The organism is Phycicoccus sp. Soil748 (assembly GCF_001428025.1).
Classification (GTDB): Bacteria; Actinomycetota; Actinomycetes; order Actinomycetales; family Dermatophilaceae; genus Pedococcus.
Map to the genome: position 1 here is coordinate 244702 of NZ_LMSC01000008.1, position 26701 is coordinate 271402.

The following is a 26701-nucleotide window of genomic DNA, read 5'->3' on the forward strand; positions in this document are numbered from 1 at the left end:
GCCCCGAGAGGGGTGGCCGGTGGCAGGGATGGGTTGCGACGGTGTCGCCGATGTCGTGGAGCGCGAACGCTGGCACCGACTGCCGGCAGGTCCGGTGCGGTCCCTCTGGTTCTCTCCGCCCACGGGTGGCATGTTCTCCCCGGCCACGGGTGGCATGGACCGCAGCGTCGTGATGTTCCCCGGTCTCGGCCTGCCGCGATACCTCCTCCCTCTGGCGCGCGCCCTCGCCGCGGGTGGCGCTCAGGTCGTGGTGTTCGATGCCCTGGCCTTCCGCAGGCGGCGGGGCCGCGTGACGCCGACCATCCACGGGCTCGCCGAGGCCGGGGCGCAGTGGCTCGGGCAGGCCGACCTCGGCACGGTGGTCGTCTTCGGGCACTCCACCGGAGCCCAGGTCGCGCTCGAGACGGTGCTGACCGTCGCGCCCTCGGTCGAGGTCGACGGACTGGTCATGGCAGGGCCGACTTTCGAGCCGGGCCAGCGACGGTTGCGCAGGCTCGCGCCGGCGGCGCTCAGGGCCTACCGGAAGGAAACCCCGCGAGAGCTGGTCGTGGTGCGGGACCTCGCACGGGTGCGCACCGACGTCATACGGATCGTCCTGTCGGGGCTGCGCCACCGGCCCGAGGCAAGGGTCGCGTCGCTCGAGCTGCCGCTGACCCTCACCGCGGGTGAGGGGGACGCGTTTGCCCCACGGGGGTGGCTGGATGAGCTCGCCGCAGGGGCCGGCGGCCCGACCCGGGTGGTCGTCCTCCCCGGGTCGCACAACAACGTGTTCCCCCACGCCGGTGAGGTGGCCGCGCTGGTGCGAGCGACGGGACGTCCCCAGGAGGACTAGAGGGAGACCACTCCCTGTGCCTCCTGGACGCGGTCCGGGGAGGGTGTCGGGAAGTGGGACGCCTGGCGGATGGTGCCGAAGGACCGCCGACCGACCACCAGCTGCCCGGCGACGAAACCGATGCCCACCACCGCGCCGACGACCGCGACGACGGCCGCGGGCGCGTCGGCGGCGCCCGCGACGAGTGCGGAGAGGGTCCCGGCGACGATGGCGTTGAACACCGTGAGGAAGATGCTGGTGCTCGCGATGACATGGCTGAACGTCCGACGCGGCCAGCCCATGAGGTAGGTGTGCATGAGCCCCGCCTGGTCGTCGTGGGGCGACGTCACGAAGTACGGCGCGAGGGTTGGGTCGATCTCGAGGTAGGCAGCCCGGAGCCGGTTCATGCCGAGGATGGTCGAGGCGTCGTCGATGCTGGCGTTGAGCACCCGAGCCTGGGTGAGCACACCCATCACGAGGACGGCTGCCGCGAGCCCGATGGCCATGACGTGAAAGGCGTTGCCGAAGCCTGAGCTCTGGGCGAACAGCGCCAGCACGACCAGGGAGGCGGAGGCCACGGTGAGGTGGATGGTGATCCGGCTCATGACCTCCGACCACATCAGGCCGCGGGTGGCCAACAGGCTCCAGTGCTCGGTTGCGAGGATCTGTACGCGGACGCCCACCGGCACCGTCTCCGGCCCTGACGCCGGCACCGCGGGCGTGGTGCCGGGAGGCAGCTCGGATGATGACATCGACATGACGACTCCTCTGCTGGCGACCGCGAAGAACAGTGTCCTCCCGGGACGGCGCCCCGGCCCCCTCGCGCAGAGTCGTGATCCGGCGAGTGGGGTGTTGGGAGGCGCACAGCGCCGTACCGTGGTGACATCGACGACGAGGGGGTCCCATGGCACGCTCAGCCCCAACCCGACCGTTCCTGTGCCGGACAAACCTCCACCACTCCTGGGAGTGGGCGCACACCGACGACGGCCAGCGCTACGTACGGTGTGGTCGCTGCCACAAGGAGCGCGAGTCCGGTCCGGGTGGCAACGTCACCGGACCCGGTGCCATGAGCGCCGGGAGCACCACCGGTATCAGTGGCGGATCGTTCTAGGCCGCCCCATGGACGTCCTCGTACCGATCCTCTTCAGCGCCTTGTTCGTCCTGGGCGCCGGTGCCTTCCTGACGCTCGCCGTCAGAGGTGTCATCGCTCGTCACCACGACCATCGGACCCCGCAGGAGAGGTGGGCGGACGAGCACGGCGACGAGGACCCGAACGTGCCGAAGATCCACGGCGGACCGAGCTGGACGGGGCCCGGACCCGGTTTCTGAGGGCTGGCCACAAAGCCAGTCGCGCTCTCGGCCCCTCGACCGGTCTGGCTGACATCCGGCGAGGAGGTGCTCAACCCTCTCCGCTGCGCAGGGCCACCGCCATGCTGGCCAGCAGCGTCGCGGACGTGCCGACGGTGACCAGCCAGAGGCCACGGTTCAGCTCGTACATCGACAGGCCCATCACCAGGATGCTGCCGAAGAACAGCAGGAGGTACGGCGCGAGGATGGCCGGCTTGGCAGGGCGCCGAAACTCCACTGGCCGGACGTAGTCCACGGCGAGCATGAAGATGACGAACAGGTCGAAGAGGGCGGGTCCGGCCCACCAAGGGCTGCGCGCCCGCGCGTAGATCACCAGGGCCACCGTGGCCGGAACGGCGAGCACGGCAATCACCACGCCCAGGGCTCGGTTGACCGCCATGCCGTGACGGGGCCGGGATGCGAACCCGACCGCTTGCAGGAGGTTCACGAGATTGACCACGGCCCAGGTGGTCACCGCTGCCCCCCAAGATGCGTTGTCCATGCTCCACCCAAGCACCGTGCGGCCGGGCGTCGCGCATGCTGGACGAGATCCCGCGCGGACCTGCGGGTTTGTGGGCCCCGTGGGGCTCGAACCCACAACCTACGGAGTGCCCGTCAGGCGTGCGGCCGTGAGGACTTTAGGCCGGTTCTCGTGCTTGGCGGCTGCCGCGTGGTTGTGGTTGTTCGGGCCGCGAATGCTGTCCTCGTGTCCTGCTCGGTGTCCTTCGCCCCGGGTGCCGACAGTGGGTTCGGGGAGGCGCATCATGGGGTCATGGACATTCGGCTGCTGTACTTCGATGGGTGCCCTCACCGAACGGTCGCTGAGGAACGGCTGCGTTCCGCGCTTTCGCGCGTCGGTCGGGAGGGCGAGGAGGTGCGGCACGTGCTGGTGGAGACCCCCGAGGAAGCGGAGCGGCTGGGTTTCATCGGGTCGCCGACCATCCTTGTGGATGGCCTGGACCCCTTCGCGAGTGGCGGTGAGCAGCCCGCGCTGGCCTGTCGGGTGTTCTCGACCCCGGAGGGCCGTGCAGGCTCGCCGACTGTGGATCAATTGGTGGAGGTGCTGTCATGAAGCGGGTCTTGGGGTTGGCGGTCGGTGTGTACGTGGGCGCTGCGCTCGTCGGGTTGGCACGGGAGCGCATGGGTCGCATCGCCTGCGGCTGCGCCGACGACTGCTGGTGCAAGCAACCGGGGCTGAGCGTGTTCCGTTGGGTCTTCCCGCGCGGTCACAAGAGCTCATGGACCGGCGAGCCGAAACCGCCAGAGGTCTTCTGATCCATGCGGGTCCTGTCGGTGAGGTGGGCAGAAGGAGCCACCGAACCGATAGCGGAGCAGTGGGGCCTGCCGGAGTGGCCGGGTCAAGGCTGGCCGCAGGCCATCACGGAGTGACGCGTAGCGGCCTTGATGCGGTCCGGAGGCGGGCGGACGGTGGAGCGAAGGGTCGGCGGCTCAAGGGTGAGGTGACCGGCTCAGCCGCCGCGGGTGCTGGTCAGGGTGAGTTGTCGTCTGTGGTGCTCGTAGTGCTGGGTGGGGTAGTGGTAGACGTCGCGGAGGGTCATGAGGTCCTTGAAGTAGGGATCCCAGCCGACCGGGAAGTGCATGCTCAGGTCGAGCGAGGCGGTGGACTGTCGGCGCAGGGATGCTTGCAGGCTGCTGATGACGCGGTCCATGAGTCGTTCCATGCCGGTGTAGCCCAGGGCGCGTGCTCCGCCCAGGGAGCCGAGGTAGTTGATGACGTGGAAGGGCCGGGTGCCGGCGTTCAGGAGTGCTGCGAATCGTCTGGAGGCGCCGTCGGGCAGGCGGGCGAAGGCGAGGACGAGGAGCCGAAGGTTCCGCACGAGCAAGTAGCCGAAGAGCATGTGGAAGAGCAGCTGCTCGTTGGTCCACTTGGTGCCCTCGCTGGGCTGTCGAAGCTCGGCGACCGTGGCCGTGTCGAGGAGATCGCGAAAGTCGGCGCGTACGCGGTCCAGCTCGGAGCAGATCTCCTCGGGGTCCACGGCAGCCTCCAGGTCGTCGAGTCGTCCTGGTGCCACGGTAGGCCGCAGCGGGGTCCGTGATCGAGCAACGAGTGAAGCTTCGAGCCCTGGTGACGTGATCGCCGGGGCTCGTTCGTGTCGGGCGTGGGGTGCGGTGGGGTGCGCGTAGGGCGCGAAGCGCCCGGAGCGCGGGGGCCCNCTCCTCACGGGTACCTGGCCCGATAAGGTCGGCGTGTGGCTGGCCTAACCCCAATAAACCAAGCGCTCACGCTGATTCCGAAGCGAGCCGAGGCGCGCCACGCTGACGAACTGCGAGACACATTCGTGGACTCAGGTATCGCCGCGGGTCTCGCGTCGGTCGACCATCAGATCATCTACGGTCGAAGAGGCACCGGAAAGACTCACGCTCTTCGGTATCTAGCCGCCACGCTGGGAGGCGCCGACGCTCTTGCTGTCTACTTCGACCTGCGCACTGTGGGCTCTCCGGGTGGCCTGTTCGTAGAGTCGGACGCAGTGGGCCTCACCGAACGCGCGAGCAGGCTGATGCGCGACCTCCTTCATCAGTTGTACGACGCAATCCTTGAGATGGCGATCACCGACGAGAAGCTCTTGGGCAATAGGGTGTTTACCCGTCGTCTGGATGCACTGCTTGAGGCGATCGGTTCTGTCACCGTCGTCGGCGAGATCGAGGTCGAAGACGCGGAAACCAGCGGTACGACACGCAAAGGCGGCGTGAGTGCTGAGGCGACGGGCAGCGCTTCTGGTTTGCGAGCTAGGCTGGGTGGCGAGCGAGCACGGACTGCCGAGGAACGTGACAGCAGTCGGACGATTCGGCGCGGCGAGGAACGTCTGCACCTGAATTTCACTGACGTGGCGAAAGCGCTGAGAGAGCTGGGCGCAGAGTTAGGCCGGCGCCGAATATGGCTTTTGATCGACGAGTGGAGCAGCGTTCCGGCCGCGATCCAGCCCTACCTGGCTGAGTTCCTTGTTCGTTGCGTCTTGCCACTGCAGCAACAGTTCACGGTCAAGATCGCCTCCATTGAGCAGCAAAGTCACTTTCGCTCAGTAGGTCGCGAAGGCGGTTCCATAGGCATCGAGGTGGGCGCCGACGTCTCGGCCAACCTTGACCTGGACGACTTCATGGTCTTTGAGCAGAGTGAGGAGCGGGCCAGAGAATTCTTTCTGGGCCTGTTCTACAAGCACCTCACCTCTGGGTTCGTCGCGCCGATCGATGGCCTCAATGGCCCTAATGACGTGGTCCGGCTTGGGTTCACCGACAGGCGGGCGTTGGACGAGCTAGTTCGCGCCGCCGAAGGAGTGCCTCGTGACGCGATCAACATTGCTGGCAACGCCGCCCTGAAGGCGCTTGACCGAAAGATATCTGTGCCGGAAGTTCGAGGTGCGTCGCGCACGTGGTACCACTCGGACAAAGAGGCCGCCCTCAAGGGCGTGAAGGGTGCTCAGGAGCTACTGAGTTGGATCATCGATGAGGTGATTCGCGGCCGTCGAGCCCGAGGGTTCCTGGTCAACCGGCGAGACGCGCAAACGCCCCTTCTTGTTGCCCTGTTCGAGGCGCGCGTATTGCACCTCGTAAGGCGTGGGTACTCGGCCCAAGATGAGCCCGGCGAACGATATGACGTCTATGTCATCGACTATGGCGCCTACGTGGACCTCATCAACACGAACTCGTCGCCACAAGGCATGCTGCCCGGGATCGAGCAGGAGACGTATGTAGATGTGCCGCCGCAGGATCTCCGCGCCATCCGTCGCGCGATCCTAGATATGGATCGCTTTACAGCCGCCAAAGGTGAAGAGCTGGCCAACCCTGATGGCGGAGGCTAGACCCAGGAGTCTGGGAAGCGTTCGTCGTCGGCGATGAGTGGGAGTCCGGGGACGCTATGGGCGACCAGGGACTGACCGTTCATGACCAACACGTGTTGTCGCTCGTCATCATCGACATCAGGTCGGCGCAGCCGGATGATCCCCGGACGCGCGAGCTGGACTTATTCCTGACGGCGCTTGTCAGCAAAGTAGTAGCCAATAGCTATGCCCAGAAGCGTGTGAAACGGCGTGAGGAGAAAACCTACCTGGGACGTGAGACGAGTCCAGACCTCTCCCGGCGCCCAGACGGCGATCGCCAATACCGCGAGAGTAAGGCAAGAGGTCAGCAACAGGAGCCAGTAGGTCAGGTACCAGCGCTCCTTGCGTCCCCGGCGCGCGTCTAGGCGAGCGGTGCCGCTGGCGCCGAAGCCCTGCGGCATCTCGTTCTCCACGAAGGGGTCTTCCCCCTGTACGCTCAAAGGTCCCTCCTGTAGAGGATGGGGCCGAGGTCGCCCCAGGGCGGCTCCGTGAGGGTGTTAGGACGTTCGTCAGGGTCCTCGCAGAGGTCGCCGTGCCACTCCAAGGGCTCGACTTGGGCGACGGACAACATGCCAGGCAAACAGTCTTCACACAGCACCGACACCCCCAGCACCTCCCCGATCGTGCTCTCTGCTCTCGCTGCAGGGAGTTTGTCACGGTCTGGAGCGGGTGGCGCCGGGTTCGGATCGATTGCTACTAGCCGAGGCGGGGGAATCTCCAACATCGCTTACGTGTCCCTTCGTGCAGGGTTTGAGGTGGTCTGCAAGTGCTCATGACTGACCGGTTCCTCTCATCGGGGCTGCGGCCGCAAGCGCGGCTGCATGGGTAGTCAGCTGATCGTACCGACTGTCACCACCGTTTGTACATGATGTGTGTCATCTGTGTGTGTAGAGTGCGGATGCATGTACACACCGGTTGTGGATATCCTGTGTAAAGAACACGTATGTAACTTGCACAGGATGTGGAAAAACCCTTGACACGGTGTACCCTCGTGCTTGTTACTTCAGTAATGAAGAGAGAGAGGAAGTCGATGGAATCTCCCGCCACCATCGAGTCCTGGAGCCCGGAGGGGCCTCTCTTGGAGCCGATCGCCTAGAGCCACGACGATCCACTAACTGCCGCCCAGCGGCAGCACGCAAGACACCCACCACAGCAGACCGAAGCCGCCAGTGAAGATGGCGGCGAGTCGGTGCACCCCGGAAGGGAAGAAAATGAGCAACACACAGGAGCAGGTCCGCGCGGACGGGGCAGGGGCTACCGCCGTCTCCAACAGGGACGTGGTGCGCCTCTCCGTCAACCTCGCAAACGATGTGGCTGGCGCCCTGAAGACGCTGTCCACGTCCCAAGGAGTCTCTGTCACTGAGGGCGTCCGTCGCGCCATCGCCTTGTGGAAGCTGGTTTCAGACGAACTGAGCAAGGGAAACAAGATCATGGTCGTCGAGGGCGAGGGTGACAACGCCAAGTTCCGCGAGTTGATCTTGCTCTGACGCCGCGGGAGTCGCTAGGGCCAGTCCCTGCCGGAAACGGTGGTGACTGGCCCTAGTGCTGCTCGGGAGGCCGTCGCGCAAGGCGTTCTGGCGACGGGCTCCGTTTGGGTTTAGATCCCGGGCGCTTCAGGTGGGTTGGTCCGGCTTCTGCCAGCCGCTCGACCCATGGGGCCTTGTTCGGCGGAGGCGTTGGAAGCATCTGGGGCCTCCCGCACGATCCGACTGGTGAAACCCGTTGCGACGAGGGATTGGTAAGCGTCCCAGACGCGTCTTGGAACCGTCTGTGGCGTGGCGAAACCCTGTTCTGCGTACACCCAGATTCGTTGTGTGTCCCCAACGAGCATGGTGAGGACCTTGTCCTGGTCTCCGATGGAGGTGATGTAGTCAGATAGGGACTGGGGGCGCGAGGAGCAGATGACGTCTAGCTCGGGCCAGAGCTTCCGGCAGGTCGCATACGCGCGGCGCTGTTGGTAGGGCCGGCTGATGATGGTTGCGGACGTCGGGTGGATGCCCTCGCGGTCGAGGAGTGCGCGGGTCATGGTGAAGTTTTCCCCGGTGTTCCGGGCATGCTCTTCGAGAACGATCGCCGTGTCAGGCACCCCGAGCTTTTCGGCCCGCTCGGCGTAGTGGACTGCCTCCCCTCGGGGGAATGTCTCGACCGTCGTTGGTGCGTTGGCTCCGGTGAAGACGATCAGAGGGAACCGGCCCTGGTGGTAGAGGTGGGCTGCGTGTTCGGCGACGCCGATGTCGTGACTTCCGAGCCCGATGGCGACATCGGTGTTTCGCGGCTCGTGGTGCATCTGGTGGTAGTCCCAGAGGATCTGGGCATCGTCCATGACGCTCACGGTGTCCTCCTCAGTCGGGCATGTCGTAGGTGTAGGTCCACGAAAAGCGTGACGCGGCGTGGACTCCGGTCGCGTACTCGACGGCATGCCCCTCCTTGGTCCTGGTGATCCGCTCCAAGATCATGACGGGCTCGCCGGCAGGAAGCTCGAGTGTCGAGATTTCATCGGGTGTAGGCATGCGGGCGTGGAAGGTCTCGGTGACCTGGTGGGGTTCGAGGCCCTGAAGCGTGAGGACCGCGAAGCCACCGCCGCGACCGGCTGGCCCCGGCGTCGGGTCGACCAGTGGAGTGCCCTCGACGTCCTCGGGTCGGTAGTAGCTCGTCAGCGTGTGGGTTGGCCGGCCCTCGAGCTTCACCGTGCGCGACCGCGCGTAGACCTGGCCTTCGGGGTCGACACCCAGAACTTCGATGGCTCTGGGTGGTGGGCTGACCAGGTCGACGGTCTGCGTCTGGTCAGTGCGATGCCAAGGCTGGCCCGATGCCTCACGGTCGGCAACGAAGGCCACGCTGTCGCCGTACTTCCACTTGCTCTTGGCGTACCGGTCTGCTCCGAGTCGGCGCATCGGGGGTCGTTCGCGCACGATGGTTCCTCGACGGCGCACGGGCGTGACCAGACCTTCGGCCTCGAGCAGGGCGACGGCGTTGCGGACGGTCTTGACGTTGACTCCGAACTCGATGGCGAGGTCGTCCTGCTTGGGCAGGGTCGAGCCAGGCGTGTAGTCGCCTCGCTCGATCTCGCCGCGCAACTGCGCCGCCAGCTCGCGGTAGCCCAAGCCCATCGTTCGTCCATCCGCTCTGGTCGTCGTCCACCATCAATGGTCATAACGCTAGCGGTAATGAACGTCAGGTAAGAAGTCGGTAAATAGAACCGGTTCTAATCGGGAGTCAGTGTTAGGTTCTCAATAGAACCACCTCTAAGTGGTTCACCGACGAGAGGGAGAGCCATGGCGATTCAGCAGAGGATGCGGGTTCCGTTTGAGGACGTCTTCCCGGAAGGGGCGTTCGTGGTGGGTGAGGTGGAGCCGGTCGAGGAGTACGAACTGATCCGGGCGGCTAGGGAGGCTGGTCGGGAGCCGGGGGATGTGCAGACGCGGGACAAGGTGACGGACAAGCGGGTCTGGCAGGTCCGGGTGGTCGACGGTGACTCCATGGCTCGGAAGGGTCAGACCGAGGTCGTGGTGAAGATCGGCGCTGACCAGCAGCCGGTGCCGCCGCCGAAGCTGGAGGGGCTCCCGTTCCGGCCGGTGATGTTCGAGAACCTGACGGTGACGGCATGGATTGATGACCGGGGTAACCGGCCGAACATCGCCTGGTCGTTCCGTGCGGACGGGATGCGTGCCCCTAAGCCTGGGGAGGTATCCGGATCCGGCAAGGTGCCGGCCGGTGCGCCTGAGAAGGGGGTCGCGTGATGCGCCCCGTTGAAGCCGTTCAGTGGGCCGACGCCCTCGACGTGGACGTGAGGGACGTTCCGGCCGTGCTCGGACTGGAGGTGTCGCGGATGGACGGAATGCGGCACGAGATGGCGAAGGTCCAACAGGAGCTGGCGGAGGCGCCGAACCGGGACATCGCTGTCGGGATCTGGCGAGCGGTATCGGCGTGGAGTGCTGCCCAGGGCCAGCTGATGGCCATCGCCGCCGACGCCCGTCGCACCGCCTAGGGGTGATGAGGGATGGCCAGCAGGGGTGGCATGTTCGGCAGCGACGACCCGGTCGCGATCATGGTCGAGGGCACCTTCCGGGCGGCGTTCCTGGCCGTGACGACCGCGCTGCGGCTGGTGCGTTTGGCGGTCCGGTTCCCGGTCGTCTCCGTGCCTGCGGGCGGGCTGGTGGCAATCGACTATGTGGTGGGCCGGTGGCTCGCCGTCGGACTTGTCGTCGCCCTGCTGGTCGCGCTGGTGGGGTGGCGGGTGGTGTGGGCGGATTCGTACCGGCGAACGGTGCGGCCGCGCCTGACCCGGGTGTGGCTCTCGGTGCTCTACCCGGCGAAGTGGGCGCGGATCGCACCGCGCCTCGGTCTGGTGGTCCCCGAGCGTGAGGGTCGGCGCAGCGGCTACACCTACGGGGCGCTGACGAAGGTCCACGTGTCCCCGGCTGGGATCGTGAAGGCCCTGGTGGTCATCCCGGTCGGGCTGACCTTGGACGACTACGCCCGCCGCTCCGAAGCCCTGGCGGTGGCGTTCGGGGTCCGGGAAGCACGGGTCACGCGGGCCGGGACGTCATCGGTGTGGGTCGAGCTGCACCGCGCCGACGTCCTGACCGCCACCGTCCGCCCACTGCCCGTGAAGGCCTTCGACCAGCTGAACCTCGCCGCTGTCCCTGTGGGTCGGCACGAGGACGGCACGGACTGGCGGTTCTCCCTGTGGGGCACCCATGTCCTCATCGCGGGAGCGACCGGGGCGGGCAAGGGGTCGGTGCTGTGGTCGCTGCGTGGGCTGTCTGCGGCGATCGATGAGGGGTGGGTGCAGGTGTGGGCCATCGACCCCAAGGGCGGCATGGAACTGCGGCCAGGGGAGCGGTTGTTCTCGAGGTTTGAGGACGGCACCCCGGAGACGATGTGCGACCTGCTCGAAGACCTCGTCGCCGTCATGGACGCCCGTGCCAAGACCCTCGCCGCCCAGGGCATCCGCAAGCACCAGCCATCGGTAGAGTCCCCGCACCTGCTCGCTGTGATCGACGAGCTCGCCACCCTGACGGCGTTCGCCGAGCGCACCACCGTCCGACGGATTGAACAGGCCCTCGGGCTGCTGCTCACCAAGGGACGCGCGGTCGGCATCACCGTGCTGGCGGCGGTGCAGGACCCCGGCAAGGACGTCGTCGGCTGGCGCGATCTGTTCCCGACCCGGGTCGCGATGCGCCTGGACAACCCGATCCAGGTCGACATGGTCCTCGGCGACGGAGCCCGCGACATGGGCGCCACCGCGGACCACATCTCCGAACGTACCCCCGGAGTGGCCTTCATCCGGGTCGAAGGCACCCGCGCCATACGAAGGGTCCGCGCCTCCTATCTGACCGACGCCGATATCGCCGACCTCGCATCGTCGGTGACCGCATCCGCTGCCCTGACCGCGCCGCGCGCACCCAAGCCGGCCGACCCGTTCGACTCCTGGCCATCGCGCCCGACCCCAGTTGCTCCCCGAGCCGAGGCAGGGTCAACGGCCACGGCCACGACGGCACCTAGGGCCGCGAAGACGACAGCCACGGGGGACGGGGCCGCGGGCAAGCCCAGAAAGCCCCGTAAGCCGCGCAACCGCAACGGGTCCCAGGTCGCCTGACCGCCATGACCACGACCGGAGCCGCGACGCCGCCGCGACCCTTCGCCGGGTTCGGGGACGAGGCAGAACTGGACCTCGACCTCGCCTCACCCCGGGTCGCGGCACAGGTCGTGAAGCGGCTGCTATCCCCGGACTTCGAGGACTGGTCGACCGCCGTGGCGCGGGTCGGGTCGTGCACCAACCCGATCCACCTGACCGGGACCTCTACCCGGGTCGACGCGGGCACGGGGGAGGTGCTGTCGTCGTACTCCTCGGACTCCGAACCGTTGGGGACGACGTTGATCCGGTGCGGCAACCGCAGGGCGGACAAGTGCCCGTCCTGCTCCCGGGTCTACGCGGCCGACATGTTCCACCTCATCCGCTCCGGCGTCGCTGGTGGCAAGGGCGTCCCCGAGCGGGTGGGGGAGAACCCGCTGGTCTTTGCCACCTTGACCGCGCCGTCGTTCGGCCACGTCCACGGCAAACGCGACAACGGACGAGCCTGCCGCCCCCACGCCAAGATGTCACGGTGCGAGCACGGCCGACTCACGACCTGCCTAGCCAAGCACGAGGACGGGGACCCGCTGCTGGGGCAGCCGCTGTGCTGGGAGTGCTACAACTACGCCTCCCACATCGTCTGGCAGTGGTGGGCGCCCGAGCTGTGGCGACGGTTCACCATCGCCCTCAAAAGACTCCTCGCCCAACGCCTCGACGTTCGCGAGGCCAAGCTCAATGACCACGTCACGGTGCAGTACTCCAAGGTGGCCGAGTACCAACGCCGCGGCCTGATCCACTTCCACGCCCTGATCCGCCTCGACGGGCCCAAGGCCGATGAAGGCTTTGCCCCCGCCCCCGGGTGGCTGACCGCGCAGCACCTGGCCGACCTGGTCCAGGAAGCGGCACGTTCGGTCCGGTTCACCGCGCCCCCGGTGTTGGCCGACGACGTCGACCGAGTGCTGGCGTTCGGCGCCCAGGCCGACTCCCGACCGGTGAAGGTGGGACATCGCACCGACGACCCGAACGGGCCCTTGGCACCGGAGCAGGTCGCCGGGTACCTGGCGAAGTACTCGACCAAGTCCGCCACTGACACCGTCGACGGCGAGGCATCGAACTCCCACCTGCGCCGGATCCAAACCGTGGCGGGCGAGTTCGCGACCCTCGTCGAGGACGAATGGGCCGCCGCGGGCATGCCGTGCGAGCTGAAGGAGCTGACCTACGGGCTGCTTGGCAAGTGGCACACCGCGCTGGGGTTCCGGGGCCATTTCGCCACGAAGTCCCGCCGCTACTCGGTCACCCTCGGCGCGCTACGACGTGCCCGCCGACGTGCCCAGGCGCTGCTCGCGGACGCGCAACGCACCGGTATACCCGTGGACCTGACAGCGATGGAAGCACAGCTGCTCGCCGACGACGAGGACGAAACCACGCTCGTCATCGGGTCCTGGGCCTTCGCCGGGATCGGGTGGGACACCGAGGGCGACGTCCAGCTCGCTCGCGCCGCTGCGGCTCGGGCACGCGAGTATGCACAACACCGAGCGGAGATTAAACGTGTTGCTGGGCAATCGAACTGAGAGGTGAAGGGTGATGAGCGGTGAGACGAGAGTCTTGAGTGACGACCGGTTGTGGACGGTCGAGGATGTGGCTTACTACCTCGGGGTGCCGGTTCAGACCGTGTACTGGTGGCGGGGTGCTGGGAAGGGGCCGCCCGGGCGTCGGGTGGGCAAGCGGGTCCGGTATCGCGGTGAGGACGTGAAGGCGTGGTTTGCCTCGCTCGCCGTTGGGGTTTCGGCGTGAGCGTGCTCGGCCTGGGTGAGCATGGGGAGGTCTTCTTCAGCGCCGAGCGTGGTCGGACGGTGGCGATGGTCTACTACCGCGACTTCTCCGGCATCCGTCGGCGTCTCCGCGCCACTGGGAAGTCGAAGGCCGAGGCTCGTCGTGCCGTGGAGGTGTCGCTGCGTCGTGCTCTGACGGTTGGGGCGGATGGCGACTTCACGCCGCGGTCGACTCTGGCCGACGGGGCTCGCGGCTGGCTCGCCATGTTCGAGGGCCTGGTCGAGCGTGGCAGCCGGTCTCCGTCGACGTTGGACCTGTACCGCGACGCCATCGAGCGGCACGTGATCCCGGGAGTCGGGTCGCTCAAGCTCGGGGAGGTCAGCACGGCTCGGATGGACCGGTTCCTCCAGTCGGTCCTCGAGGAGAAGGGCTACGCCACGGCGAAGCTGTGCCGCACCGTGCTGTCGGGCCTCTGCGGCTGGCTGGTGCGTCGCGACGGTTTGAGCGTGAACCCGGTGCGCGACGTCACGCCATTGGAGGCTGATCGCGACCGGACCGCTCGGGCCTTGTCGGTCAAGGAGATCAGCGACTGGCTGGCGATCCTGGACGCCGACCCGGTCGCCAGGAGGAAGGACCTTCCCGAGCTGGCGCGGTTCATCCTCGCGACGGGCCTGCGTCTCGGTGAGGCGTTGGGGATCCGGTGGAGCGACGTCGACATGGATCGCGGCGTGGTCAACGTCGAGCGCACGGTCATCCGGGTCAAGGGGAAGGGGCTACGAGCATCCCGGCTCAAGTCGAAGACGTCGTACCGCGTGCTGCTCCTTCCCGGGTGGTGCCTGGCGATGTTAAAGGCTCGTCGGGTGCGTCTCGGGGCCTTCGACGGCCCGGTCTTCGCTGATGCGAAGGGTGGCTACCGGGATCGCAACAACGTCGGCCGGGCCTTCCGGGAGGTGCGCGCCGGCACGGAGTTCGACTGGGTGAAGCCGCACACGTATCGCAAGACGGTGGCGACGCTGCTGGATGGGAGCGGTGCGACCGCACGGCTGATCGCTGACCAGCTGGGGCACTCGCGGGTGTCCATGACGCAGGACGTCTACCTGGGCCGGCGTGCTGTGGACCCGAGCGTCGCCCTGGCGTTGGAGGGATTCGACCCGGACGCCGGACGGTCCACCGACGTGGTGGAGACGCCGTGAGCGTGTCCTGCTCCGTGTCCTTCTCCGCCGCTGTCGAGGGGCTGACTGCACTGCTCAGGTCGCTGACGTGCGTGTTTGTGGGCCCCGTGGGGCTCGAACCCACAACCTACGGATTAAAAGTCCGCAGCTCTGCCAATTGAGCTAGAGGCCCGGGGGATCAGGGATTTAGTCGGGACTTCCCTAGGGACTTCCCTAGGGAAGATCGATCGCAGTGACCCCGGCGGTGACAGGGTACCGGGCAGCGAACGGCGCAGCGGCGATGGCGTAGCGGTACCGCACCAGATGGCCAAGGATCGCAGCCCATGGCGTCGGGCGCGCTTCGGGTGAACTCGGCGTGCCTCTGTTCTGCTACGCGAGCAGCTGACCGCCCGCGTGCGCTGCTCGTGCAGACGGTGCACGCGGACGCCGACGGCGTCACCGTGCACGTCGTTAAGTCCCGCGAGGGGCTGGAGACGAGGCCGACCGCCTCGAGCGCGCAGCGCTGACCCATCACGGCCCGCGTTCCCGGAACCTGGGGGATGCGGGCCGTACCCATGCCCGCGCGCCCACGCCCACGAGAGGCCGCGCCGGAGCAGCCGCCCGGGGCGGGGCGGTCAGCCGACCATGTGCTCCACGGTGAAGCACGTCAGGACCGCGCTCGCCTGAAGGTTCGGGTCCGAGCTCGTGCGCGCTTCGTACAGGTTCTGCCACAGGCCGAGGACGTCGTTGGCCAGCTGCTGGCCCTCGCTGGGGGAGTAGTCGGCGAACCGTTCGGCGATGTTCTCCTCCAGCTGCTGGGCGGTGGTGATCTTCCCGCGCACGCCATCGCAGGCGATGCTGACCAGGTTCGAGCGGACCTCGTCCGGGGTGGCCTCGTACATCTGGTGCAGGTTCGTCATCGACTGCGACCACAGGGTCTCGTTGTCCAGCTTCGGGGCGGTGTCCCGGATGACTCCCTCAGCGACCCCCGCCTCGGACGCCAGGTGGGTCACGTCGCCGGCGGTGAGCTCCAGCGTGCCCCGTGAGCTCCCGACGACGGTGCCCACCTCCCGCACGGCCGCCTGCGCGACCTCGACCTTGCCGCCGCCGCACGCCGCGGCGGTGACAGCCACCACCAGGAAACCACCTATCAACGCCTGCCCGCACCGTCGACCGATCATGAGCCGTCCCCTTACCCGACTTCGTTGCCTGCCTTTGCTGTCCCCTGCCGTCCCGAAGACCCGCGCCAGTGCACACGGTTCCGTGCACCGCTGATGCACCGCCCTCGACTGTGCCCCCGACTGCGGCGGTCGCGGGCCCGCCGTTTTGCGTAGCCGTGCCGGTGTTGTCCTGCGGTGTCTGGACGAATCGGACCTGGGGCGAACGGTCCCCGCGCATGCGCTACAACGCCCACACCGACACCACGCCCGCCCCGCAGGACCTGGACACGGTGGTGGGGCAGGCAGCGGAGGAGAGGGCAACTCGCATCATGCCCGGCACGGTCCGCGAAGCGGACCGTGCCGCGTTCCAGCCGGTGCGCACTCACGTTCCACACATGGGCCAAGGGCGTCCCACCGCACAGGAATGCCGCCGCTCGCGTACGAGGTAAACGCCCGCGTCAGAACTAAATCCCTGATCCCCCAGAGGCCCGGGGGTTCCACGCTTCAATCCACCCAAGCCCTCCACGGAACCCTGCACGGAAGTATGCCGCACCCCTCGAGGGTGCCTGGCGTGGGTCATCCCTTCGGCTCGACCTGTCATCTGCGTCCGCGATTTCGGTGACCCGGCGCACTCGTCGGCGGCTACTTTCTGCGCACCATGAACTCCTCCGCGCGCGCCCGCACCTTCACGCGCCTGCTCCCGCTCACCCTCGCCGCTGCGGCCGTGGGCGCCGTCGGTGTCGCTGCGGGCGGGGGATCCGCACAGGCCAGCCCGGTCCTGGCCGCGAACCTGCGCCTGATGGACCACGCCCGCATGGGTGCCAGCAACGGCCCGGTGCTGCACTCGATGGTGGCCCCGTCGCCGCCGGGCTTCGATGCGACCAAGCCCGTCTCCGACGCCGCACTGACCAGTCGCGCTGGGATCGGCCTGGACCGGTTCGGCACGCCCGTCGCCACGTCGGACCCCCTTGCCTCAGCCGACGTCACCCGGGGGACGTCCCGCCCGGCCGGGGCGGACAACCCCGCCTCGGGCGACCCCGTGCTCGGCACCTCCGCGGCGACCGTCCCGGCCGGCACCCCGCACATGACCAACTTGCTGTCCCAGCACGTCGAGCCGTCGTGCACCGGGACGGGCAGTGACGGCAAGCGGGTCCAGGTCGTCTACGCCTACGAGGCGGGCTCGGCCGACGACTTCGCCGGCAAGGAAGCGGTGATCCGCAACGAGATCGCGAACATCGACGACGTGTTCGCCGTGTCGTCCGCCGAGACCGGGGGCGGCCGACGCGTCCGCTGGGCGGCCGACACCGAGTGCGTGCCCCAGATCGCGGTCGTGCAGGTGCCTGCCGGTGCCATCCGCAACAGCACCAACGGATCCAGCGACTGGTCCGTCCTGAAGAGCTCGCTGGCCTCGCAGGGCCTCAACCGGGCCGACCGCAAGTACCTCGTCTTCGGCGACGCCCCTGCCGCCAACCCGGGCATCTGCGGGATCGGTGACCGGTACCTCGACGAGAGCCCGACCAACAACGACAACGACGACTACGCCGCGCAGTACGGCGCCGTGTACCAAGGCTGCTTCGCCGCGTTCCCGAACGACCAGACCAGCGCCGGGCACGAGCTCGTCCACACCCTCGGCGCGGTCCAGGGCGGCGCCCCGAACGCCTCGCAGTACGGGCACTGCACCGACGACGGCGACCTCATGTGCTACCCCGACGGGTCCAGCACACCGATGCGCCAGGTCTGCCCCACGGCCCACGAGCCCCTGCTCGACTGCAACCACGACGACTACTTCTCGACCAGCCCGGTGGCGGGGACCTACCTGGCGGACCACTGGAACGTCGCGAGCTCCTCCTACCTCGACACCGTCCCCGCGATGTCGCCCCCGCCGACTGGCGGGACCTCGGCCGCCGCCACGTCGTGGACGAGTGTGACCGCCACCGGGACGACCTCGGTCACCCTGTCCTCGGTGATGCGTGACTCGGTGTCGGCTCAGCCCGTCACGGGCGCACTCGTCACGGTGCAGCGCGCGCCGTACGGCTCCGCGTCGTACTCGGCTGCCGGCACCGCGGTCACGGACGCGAGCGGGAAGGTGTCGTACACCGCGTCGGCGTCGACGGCTGCCACCTACCGGTTCGCCTTTTCCGGCAACGACATCCACGCGGCCTCCACCTCGGGCCCGGTCATCGTCAAGGTGCCCACCAGGACCGCCCTGGTCGTCAAGTCCGGGTACCCCACCACGTTCTCCGGGAGCCTCGCCAACGCGGTCACCGGCAAGGCGCTGCCCACCGGCACGCCCGTGACCCTCAAGGTCAAGTGGTACGGCACGAGCACCTGGGCATCCGTCACGACCCTGCGGACCGACGCCTACGGCAAGGTCGCGTGGAGCTGGAACGCCTACCGAAACGGGTACTTCCAGCTCGTCCACGCCGGCGGCCCGTCCACCGTGTCCTCGGCCAGCGCCGCGCCGCTGGTGCGAATCCCGACCAAGGTCACCATGGCCGTGCGGTCGGGGCGGCCGGACGCCCTCTCCGGACGCCTGACGACCGGCGCCGGTGCGTCCATGAAGTACGTCTACGTCTCCCTCCAGTACCGCGCCTACGGCACCAGCACATGGCGCACCGGCACCCAGGTCCGCACGAGCAGCACCGGGACGGTGTCGTACTCCGTGCAGCCCCGGAAGCGGATGTACTACCGCTGGGTGTACGCCGGGACGTCCACCGGGTACCTCGGTGCCACGAGCGCGCAGGGGTACGTCTCCTACTGAGGCCGACTCGGGGCAACCCCGAGCGGGGTTCGTTCGTCACAGAGATATGAGGCGTCGGACGTCGACCAGGGTCGTCTCCCTCGTCGCCGCACTGGCGATCACGGGCGCCTCCACCGTGGCGACCGTCGCCGGTCCCGCCGGTCCCGCCGGCGCGGCCACGACACCGGGCACGACACCGGCCGCGGCACCGGGCCGCGTCACGGCGAGCGTCACGACCCCGGCGAGCCTCGCGCAGGCGGCCCTCGCCCGGATGACGCAGGCGCAGCGCGTCGGGCAGCTGTTCATGGTGGGGACGCCGGCCACCGGGCTGTCGACGGCCGCCGCCTCTGCCATCTCCACCTTCCACGTGGGCAACCTCATCCTGACCGGGCGCAGCTACGCCGGGACCACCCCGGTCCGCTACCTGGCTGCCACCGCCGACCGGCGCACGACGTCCACGGCGACGGCCGGGGTGCCTCTCCTCGTCGCGACCGACCAGGAGGGCGGCGCCGTACAGGTGTTGCAGGGCAGCGGCTTCACGCGCATTCCCACCGCCCTGACCCAGGGCACCTGGGCCGATACGACGCTCACCGCGTCCGCGGCCTCGTGGGGGCTCCAGCTGGCGCGGGCGGGCGTCAACCTCAACCTCGCGCCGGTCATGGACACCGTCCCCGCGACCCTGGGCACGCGGAACCCGCCCATCGGCTACTGGTACCGCGAGTACGGCCACACCCCGACAGTGGTCGCCACCAAGGGCAGCGACGTCGTCCGCGGTGAGCGCAGCGCCGGGCTGGCGGTGACCGCCAAGCACTTCCCCGGTCTGGGGCACGTCACCGCCAACACCGACACGTCGGCCGGCGTGACCGACACGGTCACGACGCGCACCTCCGCCGACATCGCCCCGTTCCGCGCCGCCATCGCCGCAGGGGCGCCCGTGGTCATGGTGTCGCTGGCGGTGTACTCCCGGATCGACGCGAGCCACCCGGCCGTGTTCTCGCCCACCGTCATCACCGGGATGATCCGGGGCGACCTCGGCTTCAAGGGCATCGTGGTCAGCGACGACCTCGGCAACGCCAAGCAGGTCGCGGCCTGGTCGCCCGGCACGCGCGCGGTCGCCTTCATCGCCGCCGGCGGTGACGTCGTCCTGACGGTCATCGCCTCCGTGCTGCCCACCATGGTCGCCGCGGTGAACGCGAGGGCCACGACCGACCCGGTGTTCCGGGCGAAGGTCGACGCGGCGGCGTACCGCGTCCTGCTCGCCAAGGCGACCTACGGCCTGCTCGCGCCCCGCCTGGCCACCGACGGCGTGCTCGGTCCCCTGACCGTCTCCGCCCTGCAGCGCTGGCTGCGGGTGACGGTCACCGGAACCCTGGGATCGACCACCGTCCGCGCCCTCCAGGCGCGCGTGGGCACGACGGCGGACGGCCTCTGGGGCCCGGCCTCGATGGCCGCCCTGCAGTCCTACCTCGGGATCGCCCGCGACGGCGCCGGCACGTGGAACGCCAGGACGGTCAACGCCGGGCAGGCCTACCTCAACACCCAGCTCTGAGGTCCCGAGGCTGGTCCGACCCCAAGTCCGTCCCAAGTGGTGCGCAAGTGCCCGGTCGCACGCTGGTTCACGACCAGCACCGCACCCTCGAAGGACGAACCCATGTCTCGCTTGCTCCACCGCCTCGGCCGAGGCGCCGCACTCCACCCCTGGCGGACGATCTCCGCCTGGCTCGTCGTGGCGGCTGCCGTCGCCGGGCTCGCCGCCGCGTTCGGTGGCACCCCGCACGACGACTACGACGTACCGGGTGCGCGTGCCCAGGTCGGCGTCGACCAGCTCCGCGCGCACCAACCGGGCGCCGGGAACACCTCGGCGCGGGTCGTCGTGCACGACCGCCGCGGCGCCGACGTCGACCCCGCGACCATGGGTGCTCTTGCCGCGCGCCTGCAGCGCCTGCCGCACGTCGTCACGGTCCAACCGGCCGTGGCATCAGCCGACGGCGACACGTCGTTGCTCACGGTCGGGTACGACGCGCCCGTCACCGACACCGACCTCATGGGTCACCTCGAGCCGCTCGACGCAGCCGTCGCACCCACCCGCGCGACCGGCCTGCAGGTCGAGCTCGGCGGTGAGCTGCCCGAGAGCGCTGTGGCCCCGATGCAGGGGCGTGGCGAGCTCATCGGCATCGTCGCGGCCCTGGTGGTCCTCGTCTTCGCGTTCGGGTCCGTGGTGGGCGCCGGGCTGCCCATCGGCGCCGCGCTCGTCGGGCTCGGCATCGGCAGCGCGGGCATCACGCTGCTGGCCGCCGCCACCGACGTGAGCACCGCCGCACCGATGGTCGCCACCATGGTCGGCCTCGGCGTGGGGATCGACTACGCACTGCTGCTCGTCACCCGCCATGTGGAGTACCTGCGGCAGGGGCTGCCGGTGGTCGAGGCCGCGGGCCGCGCGAGTGCCACGGCCGGCCGGTCCGTCGTCTTCGCCGCCAGCACCGTGCTCGTCTCGCTGATGGGGCTGCGCCTGGCCGGCCTCCCGGTCTACAGCTCCTTCGGGTTCGCCACCGCGATCGCCGTCGTGGCCGTGGCCGCCGCGTCGTTGACGCTCGTGCCCGCTCTGGCGCGGTTCGCCGGGCTGCGGCTGCTGCCGCGGCGCGAGCGGCCCAGCCGCAGGCGTCGGGCGGTCACGTCCCTCACCACCGCCCACGGTGGCGGCGCCGGGGCCACCGCCCCCGCCGTCGCCGGCCGAACGGGCACGGCGGGGCGCGCACCGCTGACCGCGCGCTGGGCCGCCCGCGTCGGGCGCCGCCCGCTCCCGTGGGCGGTCGGGGCGGCCGTGCTCATGCTGACCCTCGCCGTCCCCGCGCTCGACATGCGCACCTGGCCTCAGGACGCGAGCAGCGCCTCGACCGACCTCACCACCCGGCGCGCCTACGACCTCGTCGCGGCGGAGTACGGCGCCGGTGCCAACGGGCCCCTCACGTTCGTCGTGGACCGCACCGTGGTCGACGACGACGAGCTCGCCTCGGTGAGGACCTCCGTGCGGACCCACGCTTTCGTCAGCGCACTCACCCCGACCACGGTCTCGCCGGACGGCGCCCTCGCCGTCTTCGACGCCATACCGAGCCTGGCGCCCACCGACGAGCGCACCGGCACCCTCGTGGCAGACCTGCGCGCGGACCTCCCGAAGGGTGTCGAGCTCACCGGCGGCACCGCCTTCTTCTCCGACATCGCCGACATGCTCGCGGCCAGGCTCTGGGTCGTCATCGTGTTCGTGGTGGCAGTGTCGGTCCTCCTGCTCGCGATGGTGTTCCGGTCGGTCGTGGTCCCGCTCAAGGCGGCAGCCATGAACCTGCTGAGCATCGGCGCCGCGTACGGCGTGCTGACGGCGGTCTTCCAGTGGGGTTGGGGCGCCTCGGCGCTCGGTCTCGACCACCCCGTGGCCGTCTCGAGCTGGGTCCCGATCCTCATGTTCGCGATCCTGTTCGGGCTCTCGATGGACTACGAGGTGTTCCTGCTCTCGCGGGTCCGGGAGGACTGGCTCCGCACCGGCGACTCCAAGGGATCGGTCGTCCGGGGACTCTCCTCCACCGGCCGGGTCATCTCCAGCGCAGCCGCGATCATGGTGGCCGTCTTCCTGGGGTTCGCCACCGAGGTCGACGCCGTCGTGAAGATGCTCGGGGTCGGCATGGCCGCGGCGATCCTGCTCGACGCCACCGTGATCCGCATGGTCCTCGTGCCGGCCACCATGTCGCTGCTCGGCGACCGCAACTGGTGGGTGCCCGGCTGGCTGGACCGGCTGCTCCCCGTCGTCCGCGCCGAGGTCGAGGACGACGACGGCGTCGCGGTTCCCACCGCGCCGGCGGACGGCTCCCCGACCCCGCTCGGCGCCCCCACCAAGGCCGTGAACCCGGCCCCGACCCACGACGACGAGCGCACGCCCGTCGGCACCTTCTGAGAGGAACCACCATGACGACGACGACCGACCCGACCACCCCTACCGCCACGAGCAGCCACGACGTCCTGCCAGCCTGGCCCGAGCAGCTGCGCTTCCCGGGACAGGCGGCAGCCCACCCCGGCCCGGTGGACATGACGATGATGTACGTGATGCACCACGCGTTCCGGCGCGACCTCACGGCCTTCGCGGCCGCGGCGACGGCCACCCCAGCCGGGGCGCGGACGACCTGGCGGGCGCTCGCCGCACGCTGGGACGCCTTCGCCGCGGCGCTGCACCACCACCACAGCGGCGAGGACGCCGGGCTCTGGCCCCTCCTCCTCGACCGCACCGACGACGAAGGCCGCGCGATCCTGGAGGCGATGGAGGCCGAGCACGCCGAGATCGACCCGATCCTGCAGGCGTGCGCGGCAGGCTTCGCCCGGCTGTCGACGCACGCGGACGACGACGCCCGTTCGGCGCTGGCCATCCGGCTCACGGCGGCGAAGAGCAGCCTGGGCCGCCACCTCGAGCACGAGGAGACGCTGGCCATCGCCATCGTGCAGGAGGTCATGACCAACGAGGAGTGGCAGGAGCTGGAGGAGGTGCACTTCCGGTCCGGCCTGCGCCCCGCCCAGGTGCTGGCGCTCGTGCCGTGGGCGATGCACCAGGTGCCGGCTCCCTTGCGCCGCACCGTGTTCGGGCGGTCGGGTCGTCCTCACCACCTGATGTGGCTGCTGACGCGGCGCCGCTTCGAGCAGCGCGAGCGGGTGGCGTTCGCCTATGTCGACCGCCCCTGAGGCCCGGTCCTCAGAACCGTCCTCAGAACCCGAACAGGTCCCGCTGGTCGCGCAACCACTGCGCCGCCAGCGGGACCTGCCAGTTCTCGCACAGCTCCAGCGCGCGCTCGGCATGCCGAGCGGCCACGTCCTTCTCCCCGCCCGCGGCAGCGGCGAGGGCGAGGAAGGCGTCCACCGGCCCCAGGGCCACCCCCGACCCGGCACAGCACGAGAAGCCCTCGTACGGCGCGAGCAGCTCGTAGGCCCGCACCCCGAGCTCGCGGTCATCGCGGCCGAGGGCGACCTCGGCCGCCGAGCACCACGTGAGCATCGCGAACCAGTCGTCGTGGCCGAGGTCGAGAGGGTGCCCGGCGACGTACTCCTCGGCCAGGTCCCTGCGCCCGCTGCGCAGGAGGAACATCGCCACGACGGCCGCCAGAGGCAGGGGGCTCTGGGCCTCGGCCGCCATGAGCCCGTCGGCCATCTCCGAGGCCCGGCCCTGCCAGACGCGCAGTGCCATCATCGCCCCGAGTGTCGCGTCGTCGGTCTGGTGCAACGACATCCGCTGGTCGAGCAGCCGGATGTTGGCCAGCCGCTCCTCGCACTCCTCGAAGTGCCCGGCCATGGCCAGCCACGGCAGCTCGAGGCTGTCGAGCACGATGATCCCGTAGGGGAGCCGCTGCCGCTCCGCCGCGTCACGGGCGACCGCGGCGTGCTCCCACATCTCGGCCGGGAGCCCGAGCTCGCCCGAGACGACGGCCCGCAGCGTCGTCGTCACGACGTAGGCGCGGTCGTCGCCGAGCTGGTGGGCCAGGAGCATGGCCTCGCTGACGTAGCGCAGCCGCTGGGGCGCGGTCCGCGGGCACCACAGGGCCACGAACGCGAGCTGGTAGCCGTCCAGGAGCAGGGCAGGGTCCCCGACCCGGTCGGCCATCGCCAGCCCCTCCTCGACCAGGGCGGTGCGCTCGTCGTACCCCGAGCCGTAGTAGGTCTCGAGGGCCAGGCTGAGCATCACCCGACAGCGCAACGGGCTGTCCTGCTCCGGCAGCGCGGCGAGCACCCGACGCAGGGCGGAGACCACGACCTCGTTGACGGTGCCGTGCGGGCCCGACTGCCACAGCGCGCCCACGGCGGTCATCGTGGCGGCGCGGCCGACCAGCTCGACGTCCCCGATCTCGTCGGCGACCCCGATCGCCTCCTCGACCGCCTCGACCAGACCGGCCCAGTCGCCGGCCCAGCGACGAGCGTCGGCGAGGTCGCACAGCAGGTCGAAGCGCTCCCGCGGGGTGCCGTCCGGGTCGAGCGGGTGGGTGTCGAGCGCCGAGACGAGCAGGTCCGTCGCCTCGTCGTACGCGTGCAGGCGCCGCGCCACCACGGCGGCGGACACGGCGGCGAGCCAGCCCCGGGCGGCATACGAGGGCCCGGCGGCGAGCCAGTGCCTGGCCAGCTCGGTCTCGCGCCCGGGCCTGCCCTGCAGCGCCGCGGCGACGCGCGCGTGGGCCCGCGCGCGGCGGGTGGCGGACAGGGAGCCGTAGATGGTGTCGCGGACCAGGGCGTGCCCGAAGAGGTAGAGCTCGATCCCGTCCTCACGCAGCAGGCCGGCGTCCAGCGCAGGGTCCAGGCGGTCGAGGAGCTCCTCCTCCGGCGACCCCGAGACCTCGGCCAGGGTCGGCAGGTCGAACTGGCGACCGAGCACCGCGGCCCAGCGCAGCGCCGTGAGCGACTCCTCGGGGAGGCGCTGCAGGCGCCGTACGAGCACGTCGTGGACCGCCGCGGGCGGGTGCGCCTCACCCTCGAGCACGGTGAGGCCGCCCCCGTCACGGGCCAGCCGCGCATACTCCACGAGGAAGAACGGGTTGCCGTCGGTGCGGTGCGCCAGCTCCACGGCCTGCGTCGCGGTGGGCTCCGACCCGGCGACCGCCTCGACGACCCGGCCCACCTCGTGGGGGGCGAGCCCGTGCAGGTCCACCCGGAGCGCGTGCCGCCGCGCGAGGGCCTCGGCGACGTCGGCGAGCGCACCGGTGGGTTCGGGGCGGTTGCGCCAGGTCGACAGGACGAGCAGCCGCGCGTCGGTCGCGCTCTCCACGAGCAGCCGCAGCACGCGCAGCGAGGCGACGTCGGCCCAGTGCAGGTCGTCGAGGACCACGACCACCGCGGGGCCCCGCGCGGCCTCGACGACGTCAGCGACGATCTGCTCCCAAACCCCGAACGGTGCACTGCCGTCGTCCGGGAGCTCTGGCAGGTCGCGCCCGAGCCCGCGCAGGACCTGCAGCCACGGCCACAGCGGTGGTGCGCCGTCGTCCTGCGAGCACCGTCCCAGCAGCACCGCCGCGCCCCGTTCGCCGGCGCGCGTGGCCAGCTCGGCGGCGAGCCGGCTCTTGCCGATGCCCGGCTCCCCGACGAGGGCCACGAAGGCCGGTGACCCTGTCTCGGCCTGGTCCAGCTGCTCGAGGACCGCTCCCAGCTGGGACTCGCGCCCGACCATCGGCCAGGGCGGCAGGCTGGGCACGACCGACTCGATCTGGCCTAGCCGCACCGAGGACCGGGCGGAGGACCGTCCCGTGGCCAGACCAGGCGCCGGGGGAGAAGGGGCTGGTGCGGCTGCCGTGGCGCCGCCCGGTGCCCGCCACTCGAGGCTCGGGTCCTGGCGCAGCACGGCACCCTGCAGCTCGCGCAGGTCGGCGCTGGGTTCGAGCCCGAGCTCGTCCGCGAGCACCTCCCGCAACTGGCGCAGGGCCTCGAGGGCGTCGGCCTGCCGACCGGCGCGGGTCAGGGCCAGGGCCCGCAGTGCCCAGAGCCGTTCGCGCAGCGGGTGCGCGGTGGTGAGCGCCTCGAGCTCCCCAGCCACGGTGCCGTGGTGCCCGAGCTCGAGCGCGGCCACGGCGCGGTCCTCGAGGGCGACGAGGCGCAGCTCCTGCAAGCGCGCCCGCTCGGCCACCGCGGACGGTGCGTCCTCGAGGTCGGCGTACGGCTCACCGCGCCACTGCGCCAGTGCCGCGTCGAGCTCCGCCGTGATCTCGGCCAGCTCGGAGGCGGTGAGCCCGCGGCTGTCCTGCACCCGATCCGCGTGGCCGAGCCGCCGGTGGGCGCGGCTGACGGCGCGGTCGAAGCGGTGCGCGTCGACGTCGTCCTCGCCCAGGCGCAGCGCGTACCCGGGCGTGACGGTGACGAGCACGGTGGAGGGTGCCCGAGCGGCTCGGTCGGGTTCGAGGGCGCGGCGCAGCCCCGCGACGTACGCCTGAAGCGTGCCGGTCACGCCCGGTGGTGCGCCGACGGGCCAGAGCAGGTCGACCAGGGCGTCCACCGAGACAGGCCGGCCGCGGTTCATCGCGAGGGCGGCGACGAGCGCGCGCTGCTTGCGAGTGCCGAGGTCCACGGGCACGCCGTCCAGCTGGGCTTCAGCAGTGCCGAGGACACCCACTCTCACCCGGCCGAGGATAGGGCCGGGCAGGGCCGTGCCACTCGTCCTTTCGACGGATGCAAGACCGGTCCCGGCCCGTACGGCGCCTCGGCCCAGGTAGGTACGGACAGCTGGTACGGCGCCCCGGCCGGACAGCTCGTACGGCGCCCCACCCAGATGGGGCGGGGCGCCGTACGCGCGTGCGGG

Annotated in this window: 23 protein-coding genes and 1 tRNA gene; 15 read left to right on the top strand and 9 right to left on the bottom strand. The window is 69.9% G+C overall.

Translation table 11 applies throughout. The features are described 5' to 3' along the window. Window positions 1-28: 28 nt before the first annotated feature. Window positions 29-832 (top strand): alpha/beta fold hydrolase, encoded by an 804-nt coding sequence (locus ASG70_RS20075; RefSeq protein WP_056884396.1) that lies wholly within the window; start codon window positions 29-31, stop codon window positions 830-832. On the opposite strand, the gene ASG70_RS20080 is transcribed toward ASG70_RS20075, so the two are convergent. Then, window positions 829-1569, bottom strand: a complete 741-nt coding sequence (locus ASG70_RS20080) for a hypothetical protein (RefSeq protein WP_056884397.1) — start codon at window positions 1567-1569, stop codon at window positions 829-831. The two genes, ASG70_RS20075 and ASG70_RS20080, sit on opposite strands and share 4 nt — an antisense overlap. A 361-nt stretch (window positions 1570-1930) precedes the next feature. Here ASG70_RS20080 and ASG70_RS13665 point away from each other — a divergent pair, with 361 nt between their 5' ends. Then, entirely contained in the window at window positions 1931-2140 is a 210-nt protein-coding gene (locus ASG70_RS13665; RefSeq protein WP_056884398.1) for a hypothetical protein, read from the top strand. Window positions 2141-2210: 70 nt separating this feature from the next. Here the strand turns inward: ASG70_RS13665 and ASG70_RS13670 are convergent, their stop codons facing one another. Beyond that, complete coding sequence (locus ASG70_RS13670) at window positions 2211-2633, bottom strand: hypothetical protein (protein WP_056884399.1); 423 nt, start codon at window positions 2631-2633, stop codon at window positions 2211-2213. A gap of 297 nt (window positions 2634-2930) precedes the next feature. On the opposite strand from ASG70_RS13670, the gene ASG70_RS13675 reads away from it, so the two are divergent. Beyond that, window positions 2931-3230, top strand: a complete 300-nt coding sequence (locus tag ASG70_RS13675; protein WP_056884472.1) for a hypothetical protein — start codon at window positions 2931-2933, stop codon at window positions 3228-3230. 397 nt (window positions 3231-3627) lie between these two features. Here the strand turns inward: ASG70_RS13675 and ASG70_RS13685 are convergent, their stop codons facing one another. Beyond that, window positions 3628-4191, bottom strand: coding sequence for a DinB family protein (locus tag ASG70_RS13685; RefSeq protein ID WP_235531501.1), 564 nt, complete (start codon window positions 4189-4191; stop codon window positions 3628-3630). A 456-nt stretch (window positions 4192-4647) separates the two neighbouring features. On the opposite strand from ASG70_RS13685, the gene ASG70_RS13690 reads away from it, so the two are divergent. Then, window positions 4648-5976, top strand: coding sequence for a hypothetical protein (locus ASG70_RS13690; RefSeq protein WP_200949286.1), 1329 nt, complete (start codon window positions 4648-4650; stop codon window positions 5974-5976). Between the two features lie 161 nt (window positions 5977-6137). Here the strand turns inward: ASG70_RS13690 and ASG70_RS13695 are convergent, their stop codons facing one another. Then, the gene (locus ASG70_RS13695; RefSeq protein WP_056884402.1) at window positions 6138-6434 is read right to left on the bottom strand and encodes a hypothetical protein; all 297 of its coding nucleotides are present in this window, start codon (window positions 6432-6434) and stop codon (window positions 6138-6140) included. Window positions 6435-7205: 771 nt separating this feature from the next. Here ASG70_RS13695 and ASG70_RS13700 point away from each other — a divergent pair. Next, window positions 7206-7481, top strand: coding sequence for a hypothetical protein (locus tag ASG70_RS13700; RefSeq protein ID WP_056884403.1), 276 nt, complete (start codon window positions 7206-7208; stop codon window positions 7479-7481). Window positions 7482-7591: 110 nt separating this feature from the next. On the opposite strand, the gene ASG70_RS13705 is transcribed toward ASG70_RS13700, so the two are convergent. Both ASG70_RS13705 and ASG70_RS13710 read right to left on the bottom strand, forming a co-directional pair. Next, the gene (locus ASG70_RS13705; RefSeq protein WP_082590806.1) at window positions 7592-8317 is read right to left on the bottom strand and encodes a YdcF family protein; all 726 of its coding nucleotides are present in this window, start codon (window positions 8315-8317) and stop codon (window positions 7592-7594) included. A 19-nt stretch (window positions 8318-8336) separates the two neighbouring features. Next, window positions 8337-9104: a GntR family transcriptional regulator gene (locus ASG70_RS13710; RefSeq protein ID WP_056884404.1), complete on the bottom strand. Its 768-nt coding sequence runs from the start codon at window positions 9102-9104 to the stop codon at window positions 8337-8339. 165 nt (window positions 9105-9269) lie between these two features. Here ASG70_RS13710 and ASG70_RS13715 point away from each other — a divergent pair, with 165 nt between their 5' ends. From ASG70_RS13715 to xerC, 6 genes are read left to right on the top strand one after another with little or no spacing between them, the layout of a single operon-like run. Next, window positions 9270-9734: a hypothetical protein gene (locus ASG70_RS13715; RefSeq protein ID WP_082590771.1), complete on the top strand. Its 465-nt coding sequence runs from the start codon at window positions 9270-9272 to the stop codon at window positions 9732-9734. Continuing rightward, a complete protein-coding gene (locus ASG70_RS13720; protein ID WP_156400002.1) occupies window positions 9734-9982 on the top strand; it encodes a hypothetical protein in 249 nt (82 codons plus the stop codon). The genes ASG70_RS13715 and ASG70_RS13720 overlap by 1 nt, the downstream gene beginning before the upstream one ends. A 12-nt stretch (window positions 9983-9994) precedes the next feature. After that, window positions 9995-11596: an FtsK/SpoIIIE domain-containing protein gene (locus tag ASG70_RS13725; RefSeq protein WP_056884406.1), complete on the top strand. Its 1602-nt coding sequence runs from the start codon at window positions 9995-9997 to the stop codon at window positions 11594-11596. 5 nt (window positions 11597-11601) lie between these two features. Continuing rightward, entirely contained in the window at window positions 11602-13143 is a 1542-nt protein-coding gene (locus ASG70_RS13730) for a replication initiator (protein WP_056884407.1), read from the top strand. Between the two features lie 13 nt (window positions 13144-13156). Further along, window positions 13157-13366: an AlpA family transcriptional regulator gene (locus ASG70_RS13735; RefSeq protein ID WP_056884408.1), complete on the top strand. Its 210-nt coding sequence runs from the start codon at window positions 13157-13159 to the stop codon at window positions 13364-13366. Next, complete coding sequence (xerC, locus tag ASG70_RS13740; protein WP_235531502.1) at window positions 13363-14538, top strand: tyrosine recombinase XerC; 1176 nt, start codon at window positions 13363-13365, stop codon at window positions 14536-14538. Before ASG70_RS13735 ends, xerC begins: the two co-directional genes overlap by 4 nt. A gap of 78 nt (window positions 14539-14616) precedes the next feature. Here xerC and ASG70_RS13745 read toward each other — a convergent pair. Continuing rightward, a tRNA-Lys gene (locus ASG70_RS13745) sits at window positions 14617-14689 on the bottom strand. Window positions 14690-15131: 442 nt separating this feature from the next. Continuing rightward, entirely contained in the window at window positions 15132-15677 is a 546-nt protein-coding gene (locus ASG70_RS13755; RefSeq protein WP_156400003.1) for a hypothetical protein, read from the bottom strand. Window positions 15678-16314: 637 nt separating this feature from the next. On the opposite strand from ASG70_RS13755, the gene ASG70_RS13765 reads away from it, so the two are divergent. The 4 genes from ASG70_RS13765 (at window position 16315) to ASG70_RS13780 (ending at window position 23115) form a co-directional block, all read left to right on the top strand. Continuing rightward, window positions 16315-18417, top strand: coding sequence for a hypothetical protein (locus ASG70_RS13765; RefSeq protein WP_056884412.1), 2103 nt, complete (start codon window positions 16315-16317; stop codon window positions 18415-18417). 46 nt (window positions 18418-18463) lie between these two features. Further along, a complete protein-coding gene (locus tag ASG70_RS13770; RefSeq protein WP_056884413.1) occupies window positions 18464-19945 on the top strand; it encodes a glycoside hydrolase family 3 N-terminal domain-containing protein in 1482 nt (493 codons plus the stop codon). A 102-nt stretch (window positions 19946-20047) separates the two neighbouring features. Continuing rightward, window positions 20048-22339 carry an MMPL family transporter gene (locus tag ASG70_RS13775; protein WP_056884475.1) on the top strand — a complete coding sequence of 764 codons (2292 nt, stop codon included), beginning with the start codon at window positions 20048-20050 and terminating at the stop codon, window positions 22337-22339. Window positions 22340-22350: 11 nt separating this feature from the next. Then, the gene (locus tag ASG70_RS13780; RefSeq protein ID WP_082590777.1) at window positions 22351-23115 is read left to right on the top strand and encodes a hemerythrin domain-containing protein; all 765 of its coding nucleotides are present in this window, start codon (window positions 22351-22353) and stop codon (window positions 23113-23115) included. A gap of 22 nt (window positions 23116-23137) precedes the next feature. Here the strand turns inward: ASG70_RS13780 and ASG70_RS13785 are convergent, their stop codons facing one another. After that, entirely contained in the window at window positions 23138-26521 is a 3384-nt protein-coding gene (locus tag ASG70_RS13785; RefSeq protein ID WP_162253918.1) for a BTAD domain-containing putative transcriptional regulator, read from the bottom strand. Window positions 26522-26701: the final 180 nt, after the last annotated feature.

Bases quoted from the DNA above. Each gene is read 5' to 3' on its own strand.
- ASG70_RS20075 (WP_056884396.1), top strand. From the start codon at position 29: ATGGGTTGCGACGGTGTCGCCGATGTCGTGGAGCGCGAACGCTGGCAC.
- ASG70_RS20080 (WP_056884397.1), bottom strand. From the start codon at position 1,569: ATGTCGATGTCATCATCCGAGCTGCCTCCCGGCACCACGCCCGCGGTG.
- ASG70_RS13665 (WP_056884398.1), top strand. From the start codon at position 1,931: ATGGACGTCCTCGTACCGATCCTCTTCAGCGCCTTGTTCGTCCTGGGC.
- ASG70_RS13675 (WP_056884472.1), top strand. From the start codon at position 2,931: ATGGACATTCGGCTGCTGTACTTCGATGGGTGCCCTCACCGAACGGTC.
- ASG70_RS13700 (WP_056884403.1), top strand. From the start codon at position 7,206: ATGAGCAACACACAGGAGCAGGTCCGCGCGGACGGGGCAGGGGCTACC.
- ASG70_RS13705 (WP_082590806.1), bottom strand. From the start codon at position 8,317: ATGGACGATGCCCAGATCCTCTGGGACTACCACCAGATGCACCACGAG.
- ASG70_RS13710 (WP_056884404.1), bottom strand. From the start codon at position 9,104: ATGGGCTTGGGCTACCGCGAGCTGGCGGCGCAGTTGCGCGGCGAGATC.
- ASG70_RS13715 (WP_082590771.1), top strand. From the start codon at position 9,270: ATGGCGATTCAGCAGAGGATGCGGGTTCCGTTTGAGGACGTCTTCCCG.
- ASG70_RS13720 (WP_156400002.1), top strand. From the start codon at position 9,734: ATGCGCCCCGTTGAAGCCGTTCAGTGGGCCGACGCCCTCGACGTGGAC.
- ASG70_RS13725 (WP_056884406.1), top strand. From the start codon at position 9,995: ATGGCCAGCAGGGGTGGCATGTTCGGCAGCGACGACCCGGTCGCGATC.
- ASG70_RS13730 (WP_056884407.1), top strand. From the start codon at position 11,602: ATGACCACGACCGGAGCCGCGACGCCGCCGCGACCCTTCGCCGGGTTC.
- ASG70_RS13735 (WP_056884408.1), top strand. From the start codon at position 13,157: ATGAGCGGTGAGACGAGAGTCTTGAGTGACGACCGGTTGTGGACGGTC.
- ASG70_RS13755 (WP_156400003.1), bottom strand. From the start codon at position 15,677: ATGATCGGTCGACGGTGCGGGCAGGCGTTGATAGGTGGTTTCCTGGTG.
- ASG70_RS13765 (WP_056884412.1), top strand. From the start codon at position 16,315: ATGAACTCCTCCGCGCGCGCCCGCACCTTCACGCGCCTGCTCCCGCTC.
- ASG70_RS13770 (WP_056884413.1), top strand. From the start codon at position 18,464: ATGAGGCGTCGGACGTCGACCAGGGTCGTCTCCCTCGTCGCCGCACTG.
- ASG70_RS13775 (WP_056884475.1), top strand. From the start codon at position 20,048: ATGTCTCGCTTGCTCCACCGCCTCGGCCGAGGCGCCGCACTCCACCCC.
- ASG70_RS13780 (WP_082590777.1), top strand. From the start codon at position 22,351: ATGACGACGACGACCGACCCGACCACCCCTACCGCCACGAGCAGCCAC.